Below are 20,306 nucleotides of genomic sequence, written 5' to 3'. Positions count from 1 at the left end.
TTTTTTAAAAACCTTTTATAGAAGAACGATTGTATAAAGAAACGATCTTAATGAGGTCTGCTTCTTTTCTTACCTTCCATTTCTCTTTCAATATAGCATCTTTCAATAATTTTTGTTGATCGGAAAGCATCCCTACCAAATCATTTTCATTGTTTGAAATCTTAATCATGTCTTTCCCCGGTATCCATAAATAATAACTGGGAAGTTGTCGATAACTTCTCGTCATATCATTACTGTTATAGGCTTTAGAATCTTTGAATCTGATCTCTGTATATTTCAATAGTAATACTTTTCCGGAATCGAGTACTTGGTATAAGGAACGCTCATTTTGTTTATCAATGGCGGTGAATCCGGAACGGAATACTGTTGGTTGTAATGAACCGGTGCATCCTAACTCAACACGTGATACCGGAACAGATAGAACAAAAGCTTTGCCATCTTCTACTTCAAAAATGATTTTCTGTTCCTCGAGATTCAGCTTTAGTTTAATACCACTGTACATTTTTCCATTGGTCAGTTGAATGGATCCCAAGCAAAACGAGGTATCATAAAAAGGAGAGCCGTCCGCAATGAATAGGTCTGAGTTTAGCCAAGGTATGCCATAGCCATTGTTGTACAATACATTAGAACCTCCTGAAAATGAATAGGAACCTATTTGTCCTTTACTACTACCTGCCAATAGTACGAACAGGAAAATATATACAAAGGTTTTCTGCATAACAGATTTTTACTATATAAATATAGACAACCTCTGTTATAAAATCGTTGCAAAACAGATAGAAGGGGAAACTTATTGCACCAACATTTTCTCGGCGTTTTCAGCCACTTGTAAGGCTTCGATGAATTCATCGATCTCGCCATTGATCACTGCATCTAAGTTGTAGGAAGTCAAGCCAATACGATGATCAGTGACACGACCCTGCGGCCAGTTATAAGTTCTGATCTTGGCACTCCTGTCGCCCGTACTTACCAATGTTTTTCTGTGGCGTGCAATTTCTTCTTCTTGTTTACGTACCTGTTCTTCATATAATTTGGTACGCAACATGGCCATGGCTTTTTCACGGTTGCCTAACTGCGAACGTTCGGTCTGACAAACCACTACCACACCGGTAGGAATATGGGTCAAAAATACTTTGGTCTCTACTTTGTTAACGTTTTGTCCGCCCGCACCGCCACTTCGGGCAGTTTCCATTTTCACATCACTTTCTTTCAATTCAAAATCTACTTCCTCAGCTTCCGGCATCACGGCAACAGTTGCTGCTGAAGTGTGCACACGCCCTTGTGTTTCTGTATCGGGAACACGTTGAACACGATGTACACCGCTTTCGAATTTTAAAGTGCCATACACATCTTCACCGGTAACTTCTACCACAACTTCTTTGTATCCGCCTACTGTTCCTTCACTTTCACTCACTACAGCGGCTTTCCATCCTTTTTTAGCACAATACCGCAAATACATGCCTAAGAGATCACCAGCAAATAAACTCGCTTCATCACCACCTGTACCGGCACGAATTTCCAGAATGGCATTTTTATCATCCTGTGGATCTTTCGGTATAAGTAGTTTGGTTAATTCTTTTTCCAGCGCTTCTTTCTTTTCTTCCAGTTCAGGCAATTCCATTTTGGCTAACTCACGCATATCAGGATCACTGCTGTTCTGATTGTCTTTAGCAAAAGTGTAGTCTGCCATCACCTTTTGATATTCATCATAAGGTTTTACGATCTTCTCTAAAGAACGATACTCTTTGCTGTATGCACCAAACTGCTTCTGATCATTAATGATCTCAGGATTGGTAAGTGCTACACCTACTTGTTCAAATCTGGCTTTGATGGCATCGAGCTTATCCAGCATATCCGTTTTTTTATGGAGTGCAAAATTACAGCTTTCGGGCTGAGTTTTGGCTTCTTAGGTCAGCTATCTTTCTATGAGCGTATTGTTATAGCTCATAGCAAAAAATAGCTGCTAAACCAGTCTGTCAAGATTGCTTATCTTTCAGCATAATCTTTTTATATGCGTTTATTGGTCATTTTTCTTCTTTTATGTGGTACTGCGAAGGCACAGCAGGCAGAAATACTCATAAAAAACGGTCGCATACTTGATGGAACGGGCAATTCCTGGTACTATGGTGATATTGCTATCAGCAATGGAAAAATTGTTCGCATCGGGAGCTTGGGTAAATGGACTGCCAATCGCATTATTGATGCCCAACAAAAAATTGTAGCTCCGGGCTTTATTGATGTGCATACCCATATTGAAAAAGATGAAAAAAAACATCCGGAAGCAGCCAATTTCATTTATGATGGTGTTACAACCGTTATCACCGGTAATTGTGGATTATCAGAAGCTGACATTGATGCTTACCTCAGCATGGTAGATAGTTTGCGTACTTCAGTGAATGTTGCGGCGCTGATCGGACACAATGATGTGCGTAAAGCTGTAATGGGCACTGTGAAAAGAGATCCTACCGAAGCAGAAATGTTACAAATGGAGCAGTTGGTAGAGAAAGCCATGAAAAGCGGTGCTGTGGGAATGTCTACCGGACTCATCTATATTCCAGGCACCTATTCTAAGACTGAGGAAGTGGTGCGTTTGGCGAAAGTAACAGCAAAGTATCAGGGCGTTTATGCAAGTCACATGAGAGATGAAGGTGATAGTGTGGTGCAAGCCATCGAAGAGGCATTGTACATTGGTAAAGAAGCAGGATTGCCGGTTCAGATATCGCATTTCAAACTTAGTGGACAACAAAACTGGGGAAGAAGTAAAGAAACCATTCCGATGGTGATGCAGGCAAGACAGCAAGGATTGGATGTCACCATCGATCAATATCCTTACACTGCATCTAGTACTTCACTCAGTACTTTATTACCTGATTGGGTTTTGGCCGATGGTAGAGATTCAATTAATGCCAGGCTAAAAAATCCGAAGATTCGTGAGGAAGTGAAGCAGTACATGCTACAAAAACTTGCGAAAAGAAAATTGCAACATTTCAGTTATCCGGTAGTCGCTTATTTTGAGGCAGATACTACTTTGAATGGAAAAAGTATTGAACAAGTGAATTTATCAAAAGGCAATCCACATACCGCAGTGTCAGAGGCAGAAGTTATTATTCAAATGATGGAGCAAGGTGGTGCGGGAATGGTATTTCATGGAATGAGTGAGGATGATGTAAAAACGATCATGCAATATCCCTTCAATATGTTTGCTTCTGATGCCAGCATTCGTATCTACCAACAAGGCAATCCACATCCGAGAGGATATGGAACCAATGCAAGGGTATTGGGGAAATATGTTCGTGAGGAAAAAGTAATTGAACTCGAAGAAGCCATTCGCAGAATGACTTCACTGCCTGCAACCAAATTCAGATTAAAAGATCGTGGATTATTACTGGAAGGAATGGCAGCAGATATTGTCATCTTTGATGAAAAAACAGTGATCGATCGTTCTACATTTGATCAACCACATCAATATTCATCCGGGTTTAGTTATGTATTGGTGAATGGACAAATAACTGTTAACGAAGGTCAGCATACCGGAGTGCGCGCCGGTAAAGCATTGCGTAAATCAATCGAGTAAATCGTATCTTTTTAAGTTCATACTATGAAAAAAACAGTTGTATTTTTTTTATTGCTAATGCCATTATTGGCGATGTCGCAATCCTATAAAAAATTGCACCAACGGTCCATTGTTATCGATACGCATAATGATTTTCCTACACAAGCAGCTGATAAAGGTGTTCGATTTGATCAGAACCTGAAAGGCAGAACGCATTCAGATTTACAACGTATGAAAGAAGGCGGTATGGACATACAAGTATTTTCCATTTTCTGCGATGGTGGTTTTGGAAAAGGAGCCGCCTACAAAAGAGCCAATCAGGAAATAGATTCAGTATATGCTTGGGTGGAAAGAAATCTATCTGCAATGATGCTGGTAAAAACGCCATCAGACCTGCAACGTGCCGTAAAAGAAAAAAAGTTAGGTGCCATGATGGGTGTGGAAGGTGGACACATGATTGAAGATGACTTACAAAAATTAGATCAACTTTTCGAAAGAGGTGTTCGCTATATGACACTGACCTGGAACAATTCTACCGCATGGGCAACTTCTGCTGCCGATGAAGTTAAAGACACATTACCCATGGAAAAAAGAGGGCTCACTGCATTGGGTAAACAAATTGTTCAACGGATGAACGAATTGGGAATGATTGTAGATGTGTCGCATGTTGGGGAGCGAACTTTCTGGGATGCCATCGCTACTACTACCAAACCCGTGATTGCTTCTCATAGTTGTGTGCATGCTATTTGTCCGGTATCTCGTAATTTGAAAGATGATCAACTAAAAGCTATTGCCAAGAACAATGGGGTGGTTCATTTGAATTTTTATTCCGGTTTTTTGGATAGTGGATTCAATGCCCGTAACAATGCTTTTCTGCAAGCACATAAGGTGGAAAGAGATTCTTTACGCAAAATCAATCCGGAACCTTATTATGCATCGCAGGTGTTGTTTGAAAAATATCCGGATGAGGTGAAAAGTCTTCGTCCGCCTTTGTCATTGTTGTTAGATCATCTGGACTATATCGTAAAGTTGATCGGTGTAGATCATGTTGGGTTGGGTTCTGATTTTGATGGAATCAGTTCCTCACCCCAACAATTGGATGATGTAACAGGATTGCCGTTGATCACCAAAGCATTATTGGAGAGAGGGTATAAGAAAAAAGACATCCAAAAAATATTGGGAGGTAATTTTATTCGAGTCTTTAAAGCCAATATGAAATCGTAAACCATTAGCTTTACTAAAAACAAAACCATGAGAATTCTAAGTCTGTTGGTAATAACCCTATTCGCAGCCGCCTGTAATAGCAATGAAGGAGAAGGGAATGTAGACATGAATACCGTATCGCCAGCACCGCAAACTGTGGCTGCGCCGACTATCAGTGATTCAGCTCCTAAGGTGAGCACACCCAATGCAGAACCCATAGCGTTGAACCCTGCACATGGGTTACCCGGACATCGTTGTGATATTGCCGTAGGTGCTCCTTTGAATAGTGCACCCAATGCAAATTCTGCACCTGCGCCTGTCCAAATGAATACAGCGCCTGCAACACAAAATGCTCCGATGATGCAGTCTGCACCTAGTACTGGAGGAAAGGTATTGATCAATCCGCCACATGGTCAACCAGGACATGATTGTTCGGTTGAAGTAGGGAAGCCATTACCTGTGCGTCAGTAACGTACGAGTGTAGTAGATTTTTTCTTCATCTCTTCAAAAGAAGCATGTGCAATCTTTTCTAAGATAGCAACGTCCACATCTGCCAGTTTGTTGATGTATAAACAACCCATACCGGTTTTGTATTTACCCAATTGTTTCAGCAATGATTCATATTGGTCAAAGCCTGCCATGGTATAGATACTGATGTTTGATTTGCGAGGAGCAAAACCTGCCAAAAACCATTCGCCTTTTTGACCGCCTTTTTGTTGGTACTGGTATTTCCCAAAACCAACAATAGCGCCGCCCCATAATTGGGGTGTTAATCCGGTGATCTTTTGAAAAAGTTCCAGTAATTGAAAAGCGTCTTTCTTTTTTTGCTCAGGTGTAATCGTATTCAGAAAGTCGGTGATGTTTTCCTGTCCGACTTTAGTTTTGATCTCGGCCATTGTAATGGATGGGTTGATGAATAACCCTAAGTTAGAAATTTATCTGCGCTTGCAAGCGAAGTAAATTGCCACGCTGTAAGTTATTTTGTAAAGCGAAGTCTTCATACCTGCGAGAGGAGATGGTATACATGGCTACCAATTCAAATTGTTTCACCGGCTGCCATTCAATACCGATTTCCATTTCTCTTACACGATAACTGCGTGCGTCCAATTCATGCTTCTTGCCGCCATTATAGTATTGTCCACGAATGAAAGGAATAAACACTTGTTCTTTTTTCTTCAGCATATAGGACAATGTGATATAGCCTCCGTGCAATGATCTTGTTTCAATGGAATCGGTAGCCGGATTGAATTCTGGCCCTTTACCGATCGTGTATTCTGTGAGAATACCAAAAGGTTTTGGATACAATACAAAAGTGGCGGCAGCGCGTTGATCGAGGTAGTTTCGATCAGCTTTGAACTTAGCGCCATTGCTGGTTTGTTCTCTGGTAACTACATACTGACCTGTGTAAGCTTGAATACCCGGTTCTATGATCTGATCGCCGATTTGTAATGGATAAGAGAAACGTGTAACCACATGTAGTTTGTCATTTTGCTCCGGTCTATTAGCGGTTTGTCCGTTGTATACACCAAAAGCAAATACACCATAGTCACCTGAACCTTTCAATCCATCTCTCACCAATGATGAAAATAACTCTCTTTGTTTGGTAGGGGCCCAATAGAAAAACGCACCAATATCGCGTTCATTCGAAATAGCGCTGTTCAATGCATCATTACGGTCTAATGGCAAACGGTTTTGACTCGATTGCATATTCTCAAAACCATAGGGGATTTTACTCTGTCCAATTCTGAAACGAAACTCATTTTTCTTGTCTACTCCCAAATCAAAGTAAGCATCTCTTAATTGACCATAATGTAGATTGGTGGAAGAGGCTGAACTGGCAAAGTCGGGTTGAATATAGAAATATACTTGTTTACTGATCTGTCCAAAAAATATGATACGCATCCGACGTAAAAATAAACCGCCGCCTTTACCCCAACTACGGTCGCCCTGTTCGTTGCCTAAATTTGGATTGGTTTCCAACAAGCGATTATAACGTGCCTGTACGTAACCGCGAATTGAAAAACTTTCAAACCATTTTTTCTCAGCGGGTGGTTTGGGGGTCGATTTAATAGCCTCACTTAATGATTGTGTAAAGCCGATCTGTACCCAAAACAAACAAATAATCGCCCCGTAAACTGGTTTCATATCAACTGTTTAACGGCGGCAAAACTACTCGTTAACTATTTAGTAACTATTTCATAATGATTTGGTAACGATTTGATAACATGAGTGAGTTATTTGGGTAAGTCAATAGTTGATAGTCCATGGTCCATGGCCCATGGCAGATGGCTTATGGCAAATAGAAAACACTTCGAATATTTAAAAAACTAGTACCAAGCACCTAGCACCCAGTACCCCGATCACCCGATTCCCCGATAACCAAATACCTAGCACCCATCACCTCCCCCTCTGCACCCTTCTGATCCTAAAATCTTGGATCTGAGCCGGATTGGTAGGGGTTAGTGTAAAGAAAATTTGAATATCTCCATTCTCGCAACGCAGGGTTACTTGTCCGCGTAGTTGGTTCAGGGGTACGATATCGTCTACATGAATAATATTACCGGCTGCATTAAAAATATCTCGACATTCTTTGATCAAGTCTTGAATGGGCTTATCAAGAAAGAAATTTTCTGCAAAGAGTGAAGAGTTGGCAGCATTTTTCCAATCGGGTAATAGAAACAGTAATTCTTTTTGCGCTTTTAAAAGGACATCCGAAGGAGGTAAGACACGTGGCTCTAATTGTGCAGCTCTTACCAAAGTATCCAATACTTGAATATTCGGATCTGCAGTAGGCGCATACGTCACATTGGCGAAGAAAGCTACGCCAATACCATACTCGGGTAATATCAGCCAGTTACTGCCGAAACCGGGTAAGCCACCGCTATGTCCAACAGCAGTTCTACCCTCGCAATCATTGGTCCACCGAAGACCATAGGTGTAGGCAGATGCTGTAGCACAAGTTCTTCCGTTAGGGTAGCGGTATTGTGCATTTAGTCCACCATAGCGCCAGGGTTGATGCATTTCTCTAACAGTGCTACGTTTCACCGGACCTACATCATCTGTATTGGAAGGGGGCCAGGCATTCAAATGGAAAGCGATGTATTTGCTGAATGACTCCATCGAAGTAATCATACCACCCATAGAGCCATAGATGCCATCGTGTAATAAAGGTTCATCAATCCATTGGTTGTTGATCCAGCGATGACCTTTGGCCAATTGGGAAGCAGGTACTTTACTGAATTCCCATTCAGCTTGCGACATGCCCAAGGGTTGCCAGATATTTTCTTTGATATAGGTGCTGTAAGGTTTACCCGATACTTTATGAATGATATAACCCAACATGGTAAAACCTAGGTTGCTGTATTCATAACGCAAGCCGGGTACATTGGAAAAATGTAATCCTTTTTTGATCACATCTAACAATTCTTCTTCTGTATCTGCTAATTGACGATCAGCCCAGGGATCATCTTGTGGAAAGCCGGCGGAATGAGTCATAAGATCTCTAATGGTAATAGTTGGAGCGTCTTTGGTTAATTGTTGATTGCGTAATTCAGGAATGTAATTTTCAACAGCATCATCCAATCTTAGTTTACCCTCATCTCGAAGTTTCAAAATAGCCATAGCAGTGAAGCTTTTAGACATGGATGCAATGCGAAACATAGTTTGATTATTAACCTGATTTTTAGATACCACATCAGTATATCCACCGGTTCCTGAGAATACCAAACTGCCATCCATTACAACTCCAAAACTGTATCCGGGAAAATGATTTTTCTCCGCATGTTCCCGGTATATTTTTTCGATGATGGGGAAGAAGGGTTTTATTTTTTCAAGACGGTTATTGTCTTTGAAGAATGGGGGTTTGTAAGATTGATTGGTTTGAGAAAAGGATATAATGGATATGAAAAGATAGACCAGTAGAAAATAGTTTTTTTTCATGGTGGATGTATTGTTAAATTGGGTATATACTTGCTTGTATGGTAAGATACTCTGTTTCTAAGAATGTATTGGTTAAAATCAACAATACTTTTTCTCACTTCGACTTACATCCAATAAACATCTTTGTATTTTCTTACAATCTCCTAATCAAGTTAAATTTTTATAACTTTAATCTAAAGCAGCAAAGAGAAGACAAGATACCAAGTCATAATCAATGTTTCAAAATTCACCACAAGTTTTAATAAAAGCTATGAAACAGTGTTTATTTCCCTTTTTTTTGCTTCGGTAATATTTTTTTAGTCTGCATTTAGTCATCAGTCAAAAGTTAATATATCAACCCACTATTATCTCAAAACAAAATCACAGCCTTTGGGAATTTCAATCATACTATACCGAGTTGGAAAAGCGGATCGAATCGAAGATTTATCCAATCTGGAAAAGGAGATAGATAAATCAAAAAGTGTTAATCTTTATAAGATGACAGAGGATTTAGCTATCATTTTTATGAACACCGTAGACACTTATAGTGACACAGCGGCCTTGCCCTACAAAATGCTGTTAGGAAATTATGTAGAAAAGCAAGTAGGATACAGGATAATTAATGGGTTTCTTTCTACATCTGAGGTTGCAAAAATTTGTAATTGGATATGTGAGCACAAGATTAACAGCTTTGAAGGTTTTTCGAAAATGTATGATGCTTTATCACAAGAAGCCAAGCAGGAGCTTGAAGACATAGGTTCTGGGGATAAAAAAAGCCTATTCGAAGGGTACGTACAGCCATTGACGGAATTTTATTTCGCTGCATTAAAAGATAATAATGCTATTGTGATGTGTGGTGAATAGGCTTAAAAAAATGTTTGATATTGTTCTGCCTAAGAGTTAGTGTTAAAATAATCCATGCATTATTTATTAATGGTCGAGAGAACTTTGCGAGTATATTCTACCCGTGAGTTGGAATAAACAAAATCTTTCCTTTTATAAGAATATTTTACTTTAATAATTCTTCTATCTGCTGAATCAATACTTCTCTCTTCATTGGATATTGTGTTTTAGACAGCTCAATAGATCCATCCGGTCGTATAATGGCATAGGTTGGATAGCCGGTTCCTTTCACAATGGTCATGATGTCTTTTGTGAGCGCTGCAGAGGCGAGAATATGATATCCTTCCATCTGATAAAATGAAATCAATTCTTTCCATCCTTTCTCATTCTCTTCTTCAAGGTTGGCAACATATAGGTAATCTACAGGCTTATTTTTAAAATGAGCTTTGATAATAGCACTATGTTTGCTGATATCACTCCTACAAGGTCCGCACCAAGTACCCCACATATCCAGCAATATGGTTTTGCCTTTGACTAATTGTATCAATTGTTTGAAAGTATGGATGGTATCTCTTCCCTCAATAAACTTCATGGCTGGAGTAAAACGACGGGTAGTTCTATCAAAAAAGTCCTGCATTGATCTATCAAAAATGGGTAAGTACTTGCTGTCAGGGTATTTAGATGCATATGCTTTATAAATATTTTCCAGATTGGTCATTTCGATTTCTGCTAATGCATTTTTGAATAATACAGCATAGAGATAGTCACGAATAGCGCCTGTAAATAATCGGTCAATAATTTTCTTTGTCAATAAATTTTTTGAGTCCGGTCTGAAAGACTTACCCTCTTTTTTGATTTCTTCGCCAAACCATTCATTCACAAATGCTATTGGATCAGTACGCTCATTTTGAATGCTATCTTTTACAATAGGAATAAATCGCTCGATCAGATTCAGGTAAGCAGGCACTTTCGCTTTGAATGCTTTTTCATTTACGATAGGGTTATCCCGTAAGAGATCATATTTGATTTGCTTCCATTGATTTTTATTTTCGACATAAGCGGAAGGGATACGTGTCCTCCTGTTCTCATTGATTAATATATATTCATAAATAAAAGAGTACCGGCACTGTAATCGCCACGCAATCCTAAATGCTTCAGAGGGTTGATATTTTTGAATGTAATTTTCGATAGCTATACTGTCTTTAATAAAAAATTTTCTTAGGTCCAGATAGGCACTATCAGGTAAGGGATCTAATCGATCTACAATCGGCTTTAACTCATGGTCTGTTTCTACATCTAATCTTCGGTTATCATTGGCGCCAATACCCGTTGTTTCAAGAAGAAGTTGGTTGTTTTGAATAGTTAGTTTTAGATTCAGTTGATAGTCTTTGGCTAAAAACAAAGGCTGACTAAAAAAACCATTCTCTGTTTCCAAATAGAGAATGGCAATTTCCGGTTCATCAATTTCGATGCTGGTTGAAAATCGGTTGTTTTTGACGGTAATAATCTGCTCTGCTTTAGCTGCGTCATCAGGTGGATATATCCTTCCTGTGAATTCAATGGAAGCATACTTTAATGTCTCATTCTCGAGCTTACCATTAATTTTCACATTATGTTGCGCAGCAATTGTAGATGCAACAATTATTTGAAGAAAGAATAAAAAGTAATGTATACCCCTTTGTCTGTTGGACATGCGTGTTCTTTTAAGTTAGAAAAAAAGGGAATACTAAGATACAAATACTGATTATCCTTGGCGATACATTAACAAAAAATATCTAATTCTCTAATATGCCCTGTATGCCTAAGCGGATGTTTTTTCATTTAAAATTCAATATTCATCATTACGCTGTTTAATATTTCATGAGCTTCTCTACAAACTCTTGCAGTCTGTTTTTCGCCATGAAATTCTTTTCGAGATCCATATTAAATGGAACCGGTGTATCTAAGGAAGCACAACGCATCACTGGTGCATCTAATGACTCAAAACAATGCTCACTAATCCACGCACTGACTTCTCCACCAATACCTCCGGTAAGTGTATCTTCATGGAGTATCAATACTTTTCCGGTCTTAATCACAGCTTCACGAATTCCTTCAAAATCCAATGGTAATAAAGTTCTCAGATCAAGTATGTGTAATGAAATGTCTGAATGTTGCTCCTGGTATTCCAGAGCCCAATGCACACCCGATCCGTAAGTGATGATAGTAATATCTGTTCCTTCTTTTGTAATTGCCGCTTTACCAATGGGTGTTTCATAATAGATCTCCGGTACAGGTCCACTCACGCTTCTGTACAATGCTTTGTGCTCAAAATATAATACCGGATTTGGATCATTAATGGCTGCGATCAACAATCCTTTTGCATCTTGTGGATTAGAAGGATACACTACTTTTAATCCCGGTACATGGGTAAACCAAGCTTCATTACTCTGTGAATGAAAAGGTCCGGCACCTACACCACCACCGGTGGGCATACGAATCACCACATCAGCATTTTGTCCCCAGCGATAATGTATTTTGGCGAGGTTGTTGACGATCTGATTAAATCCTACCGTCACAAAATCTGCAAACTGCATTTCCATCATACTCTTAAACCCTTCCAAACTCAATCCCAGAGCAGTCCCCACAATAGCGCTTTCACACAATGGTGTATTGCGCACACGCTCTTTACCAAACTGTTGTACAAAACCTTCTGTTATTTTGAATGCACCGCCATACTCAGCAATATCCTGTCCCATCAAAATCAGGTTCTCATGTTTTTCCATACTCATCCGCAAAGCTTCTTGTATGGCATCGACGAAACGTTTTTCGTGAATGGTGAATGGTGAATGGTCAATGAAGGATTGGCTATCCTCAATATTCACCATTGACAATTCACCATTCACCATGGACTTCTTAGCATACACATCTCTCAATTCTTCTTCACTACTTGGAACAATGGCTTCTGCTTCGAAGGCGGCTTTGAGTTCTGACTCTATATATTCTTTGAATTCATGTCTGATATCAGCTACCTGCATTTCATTTAGAATCCCTTCTGCAATCAGGTATTGCTCATAATTTTTTACCGGATCTTTTTTACCCCATTCCTCAAAGAGTTCTTGCGGTACATATTTGGTTCCACTGGCTTCTTCATGTCCGCGCATGCGGAAAGTCATACACTCAATCAAATAAGGTTTTTGATTTTGTATGCAATAATCACGCACACCTCTGATGGTATCATATACTTCTAAAATATTATTGCCGTCTATGCGCACACCGTCCATACCATATCCTTTGGCTTTGTCAACCAAGCTTTCACAGCGATACTGTTCATTGACAGGTGTACTCAATCCATAACCATTGTTTTCAATCACAAAAATCACCGGTAGCTCCCATACAGCTGCTACATTGAGTGCTTCATGAAAATCACCTTCGCTGGTACCACCATCTCCTGAATAAGCAAGTGATACTTTATTTTCTTGTCTGAGTTTATATGCCAATGCCACCCCGTCAGCCAATGCCAATTGTGGACCGAGGTGCGATATCATTCCACAGATATAATGCGGCTTACTGCCAAAATGAAAACTACGTTCACGACCATTGCTGTAACCGTCTTTATTGCCTTGCCATTGTTTGAATAATTTTTCTAAACCCATTTGTCTGCTGGTGAATACACCCAGGTTACGATGCAACGGCATGATCCATTCATCTTTTTGTAACGCAAGTGTACTTCCAACCGCAATGGCTTCTTGTCCGATACCGCTAAACCATTTACTGATTTTGCCCTGTCGCAGCAATACCAGCATTTTCTCTTCAATCATTCGGGGTAACAGAATATTGCGATAGATAAAAATCAGTTCGGGATCAGACAATGTTTTGCGATTGAATTCCATGGGGTACCTATTATGATGCGACTAAGATACTTGTAATCGTTTATAGTTGATGGCTTATGGTCGATAGGCCATGGTCCATAGTAAAAAAGAGGCTGCATCAGACTTTTGATACAACCTCTTATAAAAATATTCGGGATAGAATGATTAGTCTCTGCTGCCGAGTTTACTCAACAAACGCAGAATTTCAATGTATAGCCATACGATGGTAACCATCAAACCAAAAGCACCATACCATTCCATATGTTTAGGGGCACCGATTTCAGAGCCCTTTTCAATCATATCAAAATCCATGATCAGGTTCAGTGCAGCGATAGACACTACGAACAAGCTGATACCAATGCTCAACCAACTGCTATCATACATGAAACTCACATTCACACCAAATAGACGCAGTACCATAGTGATGAGATAGAAGATAGCAATGCCCATAGTAGCTCCAATCACCACTGATTTGAATTTCTGCGTGGCATTAATGATACGAAAGTTATACAGCAAGAACATTGCAATGGCCACACCAAATGTGAGCCCTACCGCTTGCATGATGAGTCCGGGATATTGATCTGCAAAAGCAGCATTCATAACGGCAGAAAGTCCACCTATGAAGAAGCCTTCAAGAATACCATAAGCAGGGGCTAAAAAACGTGCCCAGGTAGGTTTGAAAGTAATGACCAAAGCGGTGATCAATCCACCGATTGCACCTACAATCATAAGGGTGTACATCAATCCCTCATTTAATTGTTCAAACAGATTCCAGGTATAAGCAGCGCCTGCAATCACCATCAGCATCATGAACCCAAACTTATTAATGGTGCCACGAACACTCATGGTTCCCTGCATATCAGCTTCCGACTGCAGACTCTTATTGAACATTTTCTCTGTAAGGGTAGGGTTACCCGATTTGAATAAAGCCATAATACAAAAATTTTCTATTTCAAATGTACGGAAACTACCGGTTGTTTGGAAAAGCTTCAAGGATTAGGCACTCTTTTAGCTATAGCTTATGGTTCATGGCTTATAGTAAGCACAATATTCCTATAAGCCATGAACCATAAGCTATACGCCCACCTAGTACCTAGCACCCAGTACCTAGTACTCAAAAAACGACACGCACACTTGCTTGTAAACTGTAACTTTGCTGGAATAATCTAGGCAGATGGAAAGAAAAGAAGCGCTTTTACAAGATGTAGTCATCAAATTTGCGGGTGATAGTGGAGATGGTATGCAGTTGACCGGACAACAGTTCACCAATAATACAGCCCTATTGGGTATTGATCTAGCCACTTTTCCTGATTTCCCTGCTGAGATCCGTGCTCCGATTGGAACCCTGCCAGGTGTAAGCGGTTTCCAGTTGCGTTTTTCCAGTGATCGTGTATTTACCCCCGGTGATCTTTGTGACGTATTGGTAGCCATGAATGCCGCCGCTTTAAAAGTGAACTTGAAAAGCATTAAACCCGGTGGTAAGATCATTGCCAATATTGATGGATTTGATGCCAAAAATCTTCGTCTGGCCAATTATCCCGATGGCGTGAATCCTTTGGAAGATGGAAGTTTGGATGGCTTTGAATTAACCAAAGTAGATGTCACCAAACTAACCCGTGAATCCATTAAAGAATTTACAGAGCTCGGTACCAAAGAAAGAGATCGTGCCAAGAATATGTTTGTACTCGGACTACTTTACTGGATGTACAATCGTAGTCTGGATAATACCATCGATTTTCTAAAAGAGAAATTTGGTAAGAAAGACGTGATCCTGCAGAGTAATATCAAAGTATTACAGGCAGGATATAATTATGGAGATACTACCGAAGCCTTCACTACTCGTTACAAAGTAGAGAAAGCGAAGATGAAACCGGGTGTATATCGCAGCATTATGGGTAATCAGGCATTGGCGATGGGATTGATTGCTGCAAGTGATAAAAGTGGATTGCCTATTTTCCTGGGTACTTATCCTATCACACCTGCTTCTGATATTTTACATGAACTAAGTAAGTATAAATCATTTGGTGTGCGCACTTTTCAGGCAGAAGATGAAATTGCAGGTATTACTGCAGCCATCGGTGCCAGCTATGGCGGCTCATTGGGTGTAACCACTACCTCAGGTCCGGGTATGGCTTTGAAGACAGAAGCCATGGGACTGGCAGTGATGTTAGAGATTCCTTTATTAATTGTAAACATTCAAAGAGGTGGACCATCAACAGGCTTGCCAACCAAAACAGAACAAAGTGATTTGTTGCAAGCTTATTACGGAAGAAATGGAGAATGTCCAATGCCCGTAATCGCTTCTTCTACTCCCAGTGATTGTTTTGATGTAGCTTATGAAGCAGTACGTATTGCCGTACAACACATGACACCGGTTATTTTATTGAGTGATGGATACATTGCCAACGGGGCAGAACCCTGGCGTTTCCCTACCAGTGCTGATTTAAAACCCATTGATATCAGTTTCAAAACGGGATTAGCAGAAGGGGAAGAAAAATTCATGCCGTACAAGCGTGATGAAAAACTGGTTCGTCCATGGGCTGTTCCCGGCACCCCCGGATTGGAACATCGTATTGGTGGATTGGAAAAACAAGACGTTACAGGTAATGTAAACTATGAACCGGAGAATCACCAACACATGGTGAATACGCGTCAGGCTAAAGTAGATAAGATTGCAAATTATATTCCTCTACAAACGCTGGATAGTGGTCCTGAAAAAGGAAAAGTATTGGTATTGGGATGGGGCTCTACCTATGGCGCCATTAAGAGTGCGGTGCAAGAATTACAAGCTGAAGGACATGCAGTAAGTCATGCACATATTCGTTACCTGCGTCCTTTCCCAAAAAATTTGGGAGATATCATAGGTAATTTTGAAAAAATACTGATACCTGAAATCAATAATGGGCAACTCATCAAAATCATCCGCGATCAATACCTTGTTGATGCAAAAGGCTACAATAAAGTGATGGGAGTGCCGATTACCAAAGGAGAATTGGTGGATGCGGTGAGGAAGATGATAAGTGAGAAGTAAAAAGTCAAAAGTCAAAAGTGAAAAGTCAAAGATGAAAGAATCCGTTTTTTGACTTTTCACTTTTGACTTTTTAATTACATTATGAACATCGAATCCCTACGAGACTTTGTCCTTTCTTTTCCTAACGTTGAAGAGACAACGCCTTTTGGACCGGATACATTGGTATATAAAGTGAATGGGAAAATGTTCTTTCTGATGGGATTGGATAATGATCCCTTACAATTCAATGTGAAATGCGATCCTGATGAAGCGGTGGAACTACGCGAAATATATCCGCAATCTGTTTTGCCCGGCTACCATATGAATAAAAAACATTGGAATACGATAGTTGTGGATGGGATACTTTCTTCAAGTCAACTCAAAGCATTTATAGAAGCCTCTTATCGTTTGGTTAGGAAGTGAATGGTGAATTGTCAATGGTGAATAGTGAGTTTCTTTATTCACAATTGACAATTCACTTCCCACTATTCCGCTCCATCCTCTTTTGCTCCTGCAGCGAAGATCTGATCAACGGCTCCGCCGAGCATCGGGAATTTTTCTTTTACAAAATTGGCAATAGTTGTTACTGCTTTCTGTGCCTGTTCAGGAGTAAGTCCTGCTTCCTTGGTTAATCTTTCAATAAGTTCGTTCATCTGTTTTAGTTTTTAGCTTGTAGTTAATGGCTTATGGTTCATGGCATATAGTAAGAAGGTTTTACTATATGCCATGAACCATATGCTATGACCTATACGCCATGAACCATAAGCCATTAGCTAACTGCAAGTTAATATGGTGCAACAAAAAAGCGATGAGAAGTTATTCCCATCGCCTGATAAAATATTGAAACTTATTTCTTGAATCTTCCTTGTACCTTATCTTCTTGAATCTTGTCTCTTCTTATGCTACTTTCAATGCACTCAATTTACTCTTTCCAAACATCTGTTCTGCATAAGCTTTGGTAACATGTAATTGTTTTACATCACTTCCCGGTAATTCAAACATCGCATCTGTAAGAATACCTTCACAAATACTACGTAAGCCACGTGCACCCAATTTGTATTCAAGTGCTTTGCTCACCATGAAATCCAGTACTTCAGTATCAATGATCAGTTCGATACCTTCCAATTCAAATAAGCGGGTGTATTGTTTGATCAATGAGTTCTTGGGTTCTGTTAGAATGCTTCTCAATGTTTCCTGATCTAATGGGTTGAGATGGGTAACAACAGGTAAACGTCCGAGTAATTCGGGGATTAGACCAAAGCTTTTCAGGTCTTGTGCATTAACAAATTGTAACAGGTTCTTGCGCTGCATTTCCTGTTCTTCTTTATTGACACTGAATCCGATGGCATTGGTATTCACTCTTCTCGCGATTACTTTATCGATACCATCAAATGCGCCACCGCAGATAAAAAGAATATTCTTGGTATCTACTTTGATCATTTTTTGCTCAGGATGCTTTCTGCCACCTTGTGGGGGTACCAGTACTTCTGTTCCTTCCAGCATTTTTAATAATCCCTGCTGTACACCTTCGCCACTCACATCGCGGGTGATGGAAGGGTTATCCCCTTTACGAGCAATTTTATCCAGTTCATCTACATACACAATTCCACGCTCTGCGGCTGCTACATCATAATTACAGTTCTGTAATAAACGCGTGAGCATACTCTCAACGTCTTCACCTACATAACCTGCTTCTGTAAAGACTGTAGCATCAACAATGGCAAAAGGAACGTTTAATAAACGAGCAATGGTTTTTGCTAATAATGTCTTACCGGTTCCTGTCTCACCCACCATGATGATATTACTCTTTTCAATCTCAACATCATCCTGTTGTTGTTTCTGCGTTACGCGTTTGAAATGATTATATACAGCAACAGATAATACTTTCTTCGCATCATCTTGTCCAATCACATATTCATCCAGAAATTTCTTGATCTCTGCCGGTTTGCGGACATTCAGTTTGAAACCTGAGTTGGCGGAATTGTTTTCTGCTTTATTATTCAGTTCTTGTACAATGATCTCCTGTGCGTGCTCTACACAATTTTCACAGATATGCCCTTCCTGTCCGGCTATGAGGATCTTCACTTCATCGCGACTTCTACCGCAGAAAGAACAGTGTAAATGATTTGATTTTGCCATACAATGATTGTCAGACCTGTATTTCTGTGCTAGACACGAATCATCAGTCCGATGTTGCAAAGTTAACCCCGTTCAGACTACTAAACGGGGTTAAAAAGGATAAATAAGGTGTATTTCGATTAAATTTTCGACAAAACTGCGTCTACAATGCCATATTCAACGGCTTCAGTAGCATTCATCCAGTAGTCTCTGTCGAAGTCTTTCATGATCTGTTCTACCGTTTTCCCGCAATTATCAGCCAGAATTTTGGCTCCTAATTCTTTGGTTTTACGGATCTGTTCAGCATGAATTTCAATATCAGCACTGGTTGCCTGGAAGTAACCGCCAATACTAGGTTGATGAATCATCACTTCCCCATGCGGATAGATGAACCTTTTTCCTTTGGCACCCGCACTCAATAAAATAGATCCCATACTGGCTGCCAGTCCCATACAAATAGTACTTACTGGACTTTGGATCATTTTAATGGTATCATAAATGACCATACCGCTGGTTACTACACCACCCGGACTGTTGATATAAAACTTGATTTCTTCGCCGGGTTTATCGGCATCCAGCAATAATAATTTACTGACTACATCACGTGCAGATTTGTCTTCAACAGGTCCCCACAAGTAAACCGCTCTTTTTTCAAAGAACAATTTTTCCATCTTCTTCATCATAAAACCAGTCTGCTCTTGTTTATCATCCTTTGGTTCATTCTCTTCCTCATCTTCCATGAGGTAGGGGTTGATGTATTTTGAGTGTATCATGTTTCCTAGTTTATACTTATTAATTTGTTGTAAACGGCATATGGTAAATGGTTCATAGCGTATGGTAGGAATTTACAGCAATTTACTATGAGCTATGAACTATTAGCTATACGCTTCCTACTTCTTCTCCTTCCTCGGATTGGTCAATAAAACCTCGTCTACCAGTCCATATTCCTTGGCTTCCTGAGCGGTCATCCAGAAGTCGCGGTCGCTGTCTTGAGCGATGGTGGCTACATCTTTTCCGGTATGATGTGCAGTGATGGAATATAGTTCTTGTTTCAGTTTCTTGATCTCACGGGCTGTGATTTCAATATCGGTGGCTTGTCCACCAATAGCACCACTGGGCTGGTGCATCATGATACGACTATGTTTCAATGCCGTACGTTTTCCTTTTACACCGGCACACAACAGAATTTGTCCCATACTGGCAGCCATACCGGTACAAATGGTAGCTACATCCGGACCAATAAACTGCATGGTGTCATAGATGCCCAAACCTGCATATACACTGCCTCCCGGACTATTGATATACATCTGGATATCGCGACTGCGATCGGTACTTTCTAAGAATAGTAATTGTGCGGTAACAATATTGGCTACATAATCATTGATACCCTCACCCATAAAAATAATACGGTCCATCATCAAGCGGCTGAATACATCCATACTGGCTACATTCAGGGGGCGCTCTTCAATGATATAGGGGGTGAGATTGGTTACATGGTGTTGCTGATAACTATGCAAAGTGGCACTGCTGATACCACGGTGTTTTACTGCATACTGCTCAAACTCTTTTCCAAAATTCATATTGATTCAATTTTCGCTTTGAAGATAAGTGATTTGCTATTTCACCGGACAAAACCTTGTTCAAATACTGTGCAAAGCTCTGTTTAAGACAACAAGTCACGTGGAATGTCTGATGTAGGATGTCGGATGTCTGATTTGTCATGTCAGAGGGCAGGGCAAAAGTTTGATTTCTTGATTTTTTGATCTTTGATTTATTAAGAAAGCTCATAAAAAAGCCGGATATGACTATC

The 20,306-nt window shown here is 40.0% G+C and carries 18 protein-coding genes; 6 read left to right on the top strand and 12 right to left on the bottom strand.

All coding sequences use genetic code 11. The annotated features are described in order from the left end of the window. Positions 1–4 precede the first annotated feature (4 nt). Positions 5–718 (bottom strand): hypothetical protein, encoded by a 714-nt coding sequence (locus ACTIEV_RS07000; RefSeq protein ID WP_322197042.1) that lies wholly within the window; start codon positions 716–718, stop codon positions 5–7. A 72-nt stretch (positions 719–790) separates the two neighbouring features. Further along, entirely contained in the window at positions 791–1,852 is a 1,062-nt protein-coding gene (gene prfA / locus ACTIEV_RS06995; RefSeq protein WP_178888552.1) for a peptide chain release factor 1, read from the bottom strand. 159 nt (positions 1,853–2,011) lie between these two features. Between prfA and ACTIEV_RS06990 the strand changes: the two genes are divergently transcribed. The 3 genes from ACTIEV_RS06990 to ACTIEV_RS06980 are packed head-to-tail and all read left to right on the top strand — an operon-like array spanning position 2,012 to position 5,227. Beyond that, the gene (locus ACTIEV_RS06990; protein WP_322197041.1) at positions 2,012–3,574 is read left to right on the top strand and encodes an N-acyl-D-amino-acid deacylase family protein; all 1,563 of its coding nucleotides are present in this window, start codon (positions 2,012–2,014) and stop codon (positions 3,572–3,574) included. 24 nt (positions 3,575–3,598) lie between these two features. Continuing rightward, positions 3,599–4,777, top strand: a complete 1,179-nt coding sequence (locus ACTIEV_RS06985) for a dipeptidase (protein WP_322197040.1) — start codon at positions 3,599–3,601, stop codon at positions 4,775–4,777. A gap of 27 nt (positions 4,778–4,804) precedes the next feature. Then, positions 4,805–5,227 carry a hypothetical protein gene (locus tag ACTIEV_RS06980; RefSeq protein WP_322197039.1) on the top strand — a complete coding sequence of 141 codons (423 nt, stop codon included), beginning with the start codon at positions 4,805–4,807 and terminating at the stop codon, positions 5,225–5,227. Here the strand turns inward: ACTIEV_RS06980 and ACTIEV_RS06975 are convergent. The 3 genes from ACTIEV_RS06975 to ACTIEV_RS06965 all read right to left on the bottom strand — a co-directional run bounded on the left by ACTIEV_RS06975 (position 5,221) and on the right by ACTIEV_RS06965 (position 8,695). Further along, positions 5,221–5,652, bottom strand: a complete 432-nt coding sequence (locus ACTIEV_RS06975; protein WP_322197038.1) for a DUF1801 domain-containing protein — start codon at positions 5,650–5,652, stop codon at positions 5,221–5,223. The genes ACTIEV_RS06980 and ACTIEV_RS06975 overlap by 7 nt on opposite strands. A 31-nt stretch (positions 5,653–5,683) precedes the next feature. After that, the gene (locus ACTIEV_RS06970; RefSeq protein WP_322197037.1) at positions 5,684–6,901 is read right to left on the bottom strand and encodes a porin; all 1,218 of its coding nucleotides are present in this window, start codon (positions 6,899–6,901) and stop codon (positions 5,684–5,686) included. 252 nt (positions 6,902–7,153) lie between these two features. Continuing rightward, a complete protein-coding gene (locus tag ACTIEV_RS06965) occupies positions 7,154–8,695 on the bottom strand; it encodes a serine hydrolase domain-containing protein (RefSeq protein ID WP_322197036.1) in 1,542 nt (513 codons plus the stop codon). 369 nt (positions 8,696–9,064) lie between these two features. Here ACTIEV_RS06965 and ACTIEV_RS06960 point away from each other — a divergent pair, with 369 nt between their 5' ends. Then, positions 9,065–9,538: a hypothetical protein gene (locus ACTIEV_RS06960; RefSeq protein WP_322197035.1), complete on the top strand. Its 474-nt coding sequence runs from the start codon at positions 9,065–9,067 to the stop codon at positions 9,536–9,538. 145 nt (positions 9,539–9,683) lie between these two features. Here ACTIEV_RS06960 and ACTIEV_RS06955 read toward each other — a convergent pair whose 3' ends face one another. The 3 genes from ACTIEV_RS06955 to ACTIEV_RS06945 form a co-directional block, all read right to left on the bottom strand. After that, positions 9,684–11,210, bottom strand: coding sequence for a hypothetical protein (locus tag ACTIEV_RS06955; RefSeq protein WP_322197034.1), 1,527 nt, complete (start codon positions 11,208–11,210; stop codon positions 9,684–9,686). 157 nt (positions 11,211–11,367) lie between these two features. Further along, positions 11,368–13,389 (bottom strand): alpha-ketoacid dehydrogenase subunit alpha/beta, encoded by a 2,022-nt coding sequence (locus ACTIEV_RS06950; RefSeq protein ID WP_439516293.1) that lies wholly within the window; start codon positions 13,387–13,389, stop codon positions 11,368–11,370. Between the two features lie 144 nt (positions 13,390–13,533). Beyond that, positions 13,534–14,301 carry a Bax inhibitor-1/YccA family protein gene (locus ACTIEV_RS06945; RefSeq protein ID WP_178888542.1) on the bottom strand — a complete coding sequence of 256 codons (768 nt, stop codon included), beginning with the start codon at positions 14,299–14,301 and terminating at the stop codon, positions 13,534–13,536. Positions 14,302–14,542: 241 nt separating this feature from the next. On the opposite strand from ACTIEV_RS06945, the gene ACTIEV_RS06940 reads away from it, so the two are divergent. After that, a complete protein-coding gene (locus ACTIEV_RS06940; RefSeq protein ID WP_322197031.1) occupies positions 14,543–16,399 on the top strand; it encodes a 2-oxoacid:acceptor oxidoreductase subunit alpha in 1,857 nt (618 codons plus the stop codon). An 81-nt stretch (positions 16,400–16,480) separates the two neighbouring features. After that, a complete protein-coding gene (locus ACTIEV_RS06935; protein WP_178888540.1) occupies positions 16,481–16,801 on the top strand; it encodes an MmcQ/YjbR family DNA-binding protein in 321 nt (106 codons plus the stop codon). 62 nt (positions 16,802–16,863) lie between these two features. Here the strand turns inward: ACTIEV_RS06935 and ACTIEV_RS06930 are convergent, their stop codons facing one another. From ACTIEV_RS06930 to ACTIEV_RS06915, 4 genes are all read right to left on the bottom strand, one after another. Then, a complete protein-coding gene (locus tag ACTIEV_RS06930; RefSeq protein ID WP_439516292.1) occupies positions 16,864–17,031 on the bottom strand; it encodes a hypothetical protein in 168 nt (55 codons plus the stop codon). A 244-nt stretch (positions 17,032–17,275) separates the two neighbouring features. Beyond that, entirely contained in the window at positions 17,276–18,517 is a 1,242-nt protein-coding gene (gene clpX, locus ACTIEV_RS06925; RefSeq protein WP_178888538.1) for an ATP-dependent Clp protease ATP-binding subunit ClpX, read from the bottom strand. A gap of 119 nt (positions 18,518–18,636) precedes the next feature. Continuing rightward, positions 18,637–19,269, bottom strand: coding sequence for a ClpP family protease (locus tag ACTIEV_RS06920; protein ID WP_250686547.1), 633 nt, complete (start codon positions 19,267–19,269; stop codon positions 18,637–18,639). Between the two features lie 117 nt (positions 19,270–19,386). Continuing rightward, positions 19,387–20,076 (bottom strand): ClpP family protease, encoded by a 690-nt coding sequence (locus tag ACTIEV_RS06915; RefSeq protein ID WP_250686546.1) that lies wholly within the window; start codon positions 20,074–20,076, stop codon positions 19,387–19,389. Between the last annotated feature and the right edge of the window lie 230 nt (positions 20,077–20,306).

This window comes from Sediminibacterium sp., from assembly GCF_051861365.1.
In the GTDB taxonomy this organism is placed as follows: Bacteria; Bacteroidota; Bacteroidia; order Chitinophagales; family Chitinophagaceae; genus Sediminibacterium.
Note: the sequence above shows the minus strand (reverse complement) of the source record. Positions and strands in the feature narration are given on the sequence as shown.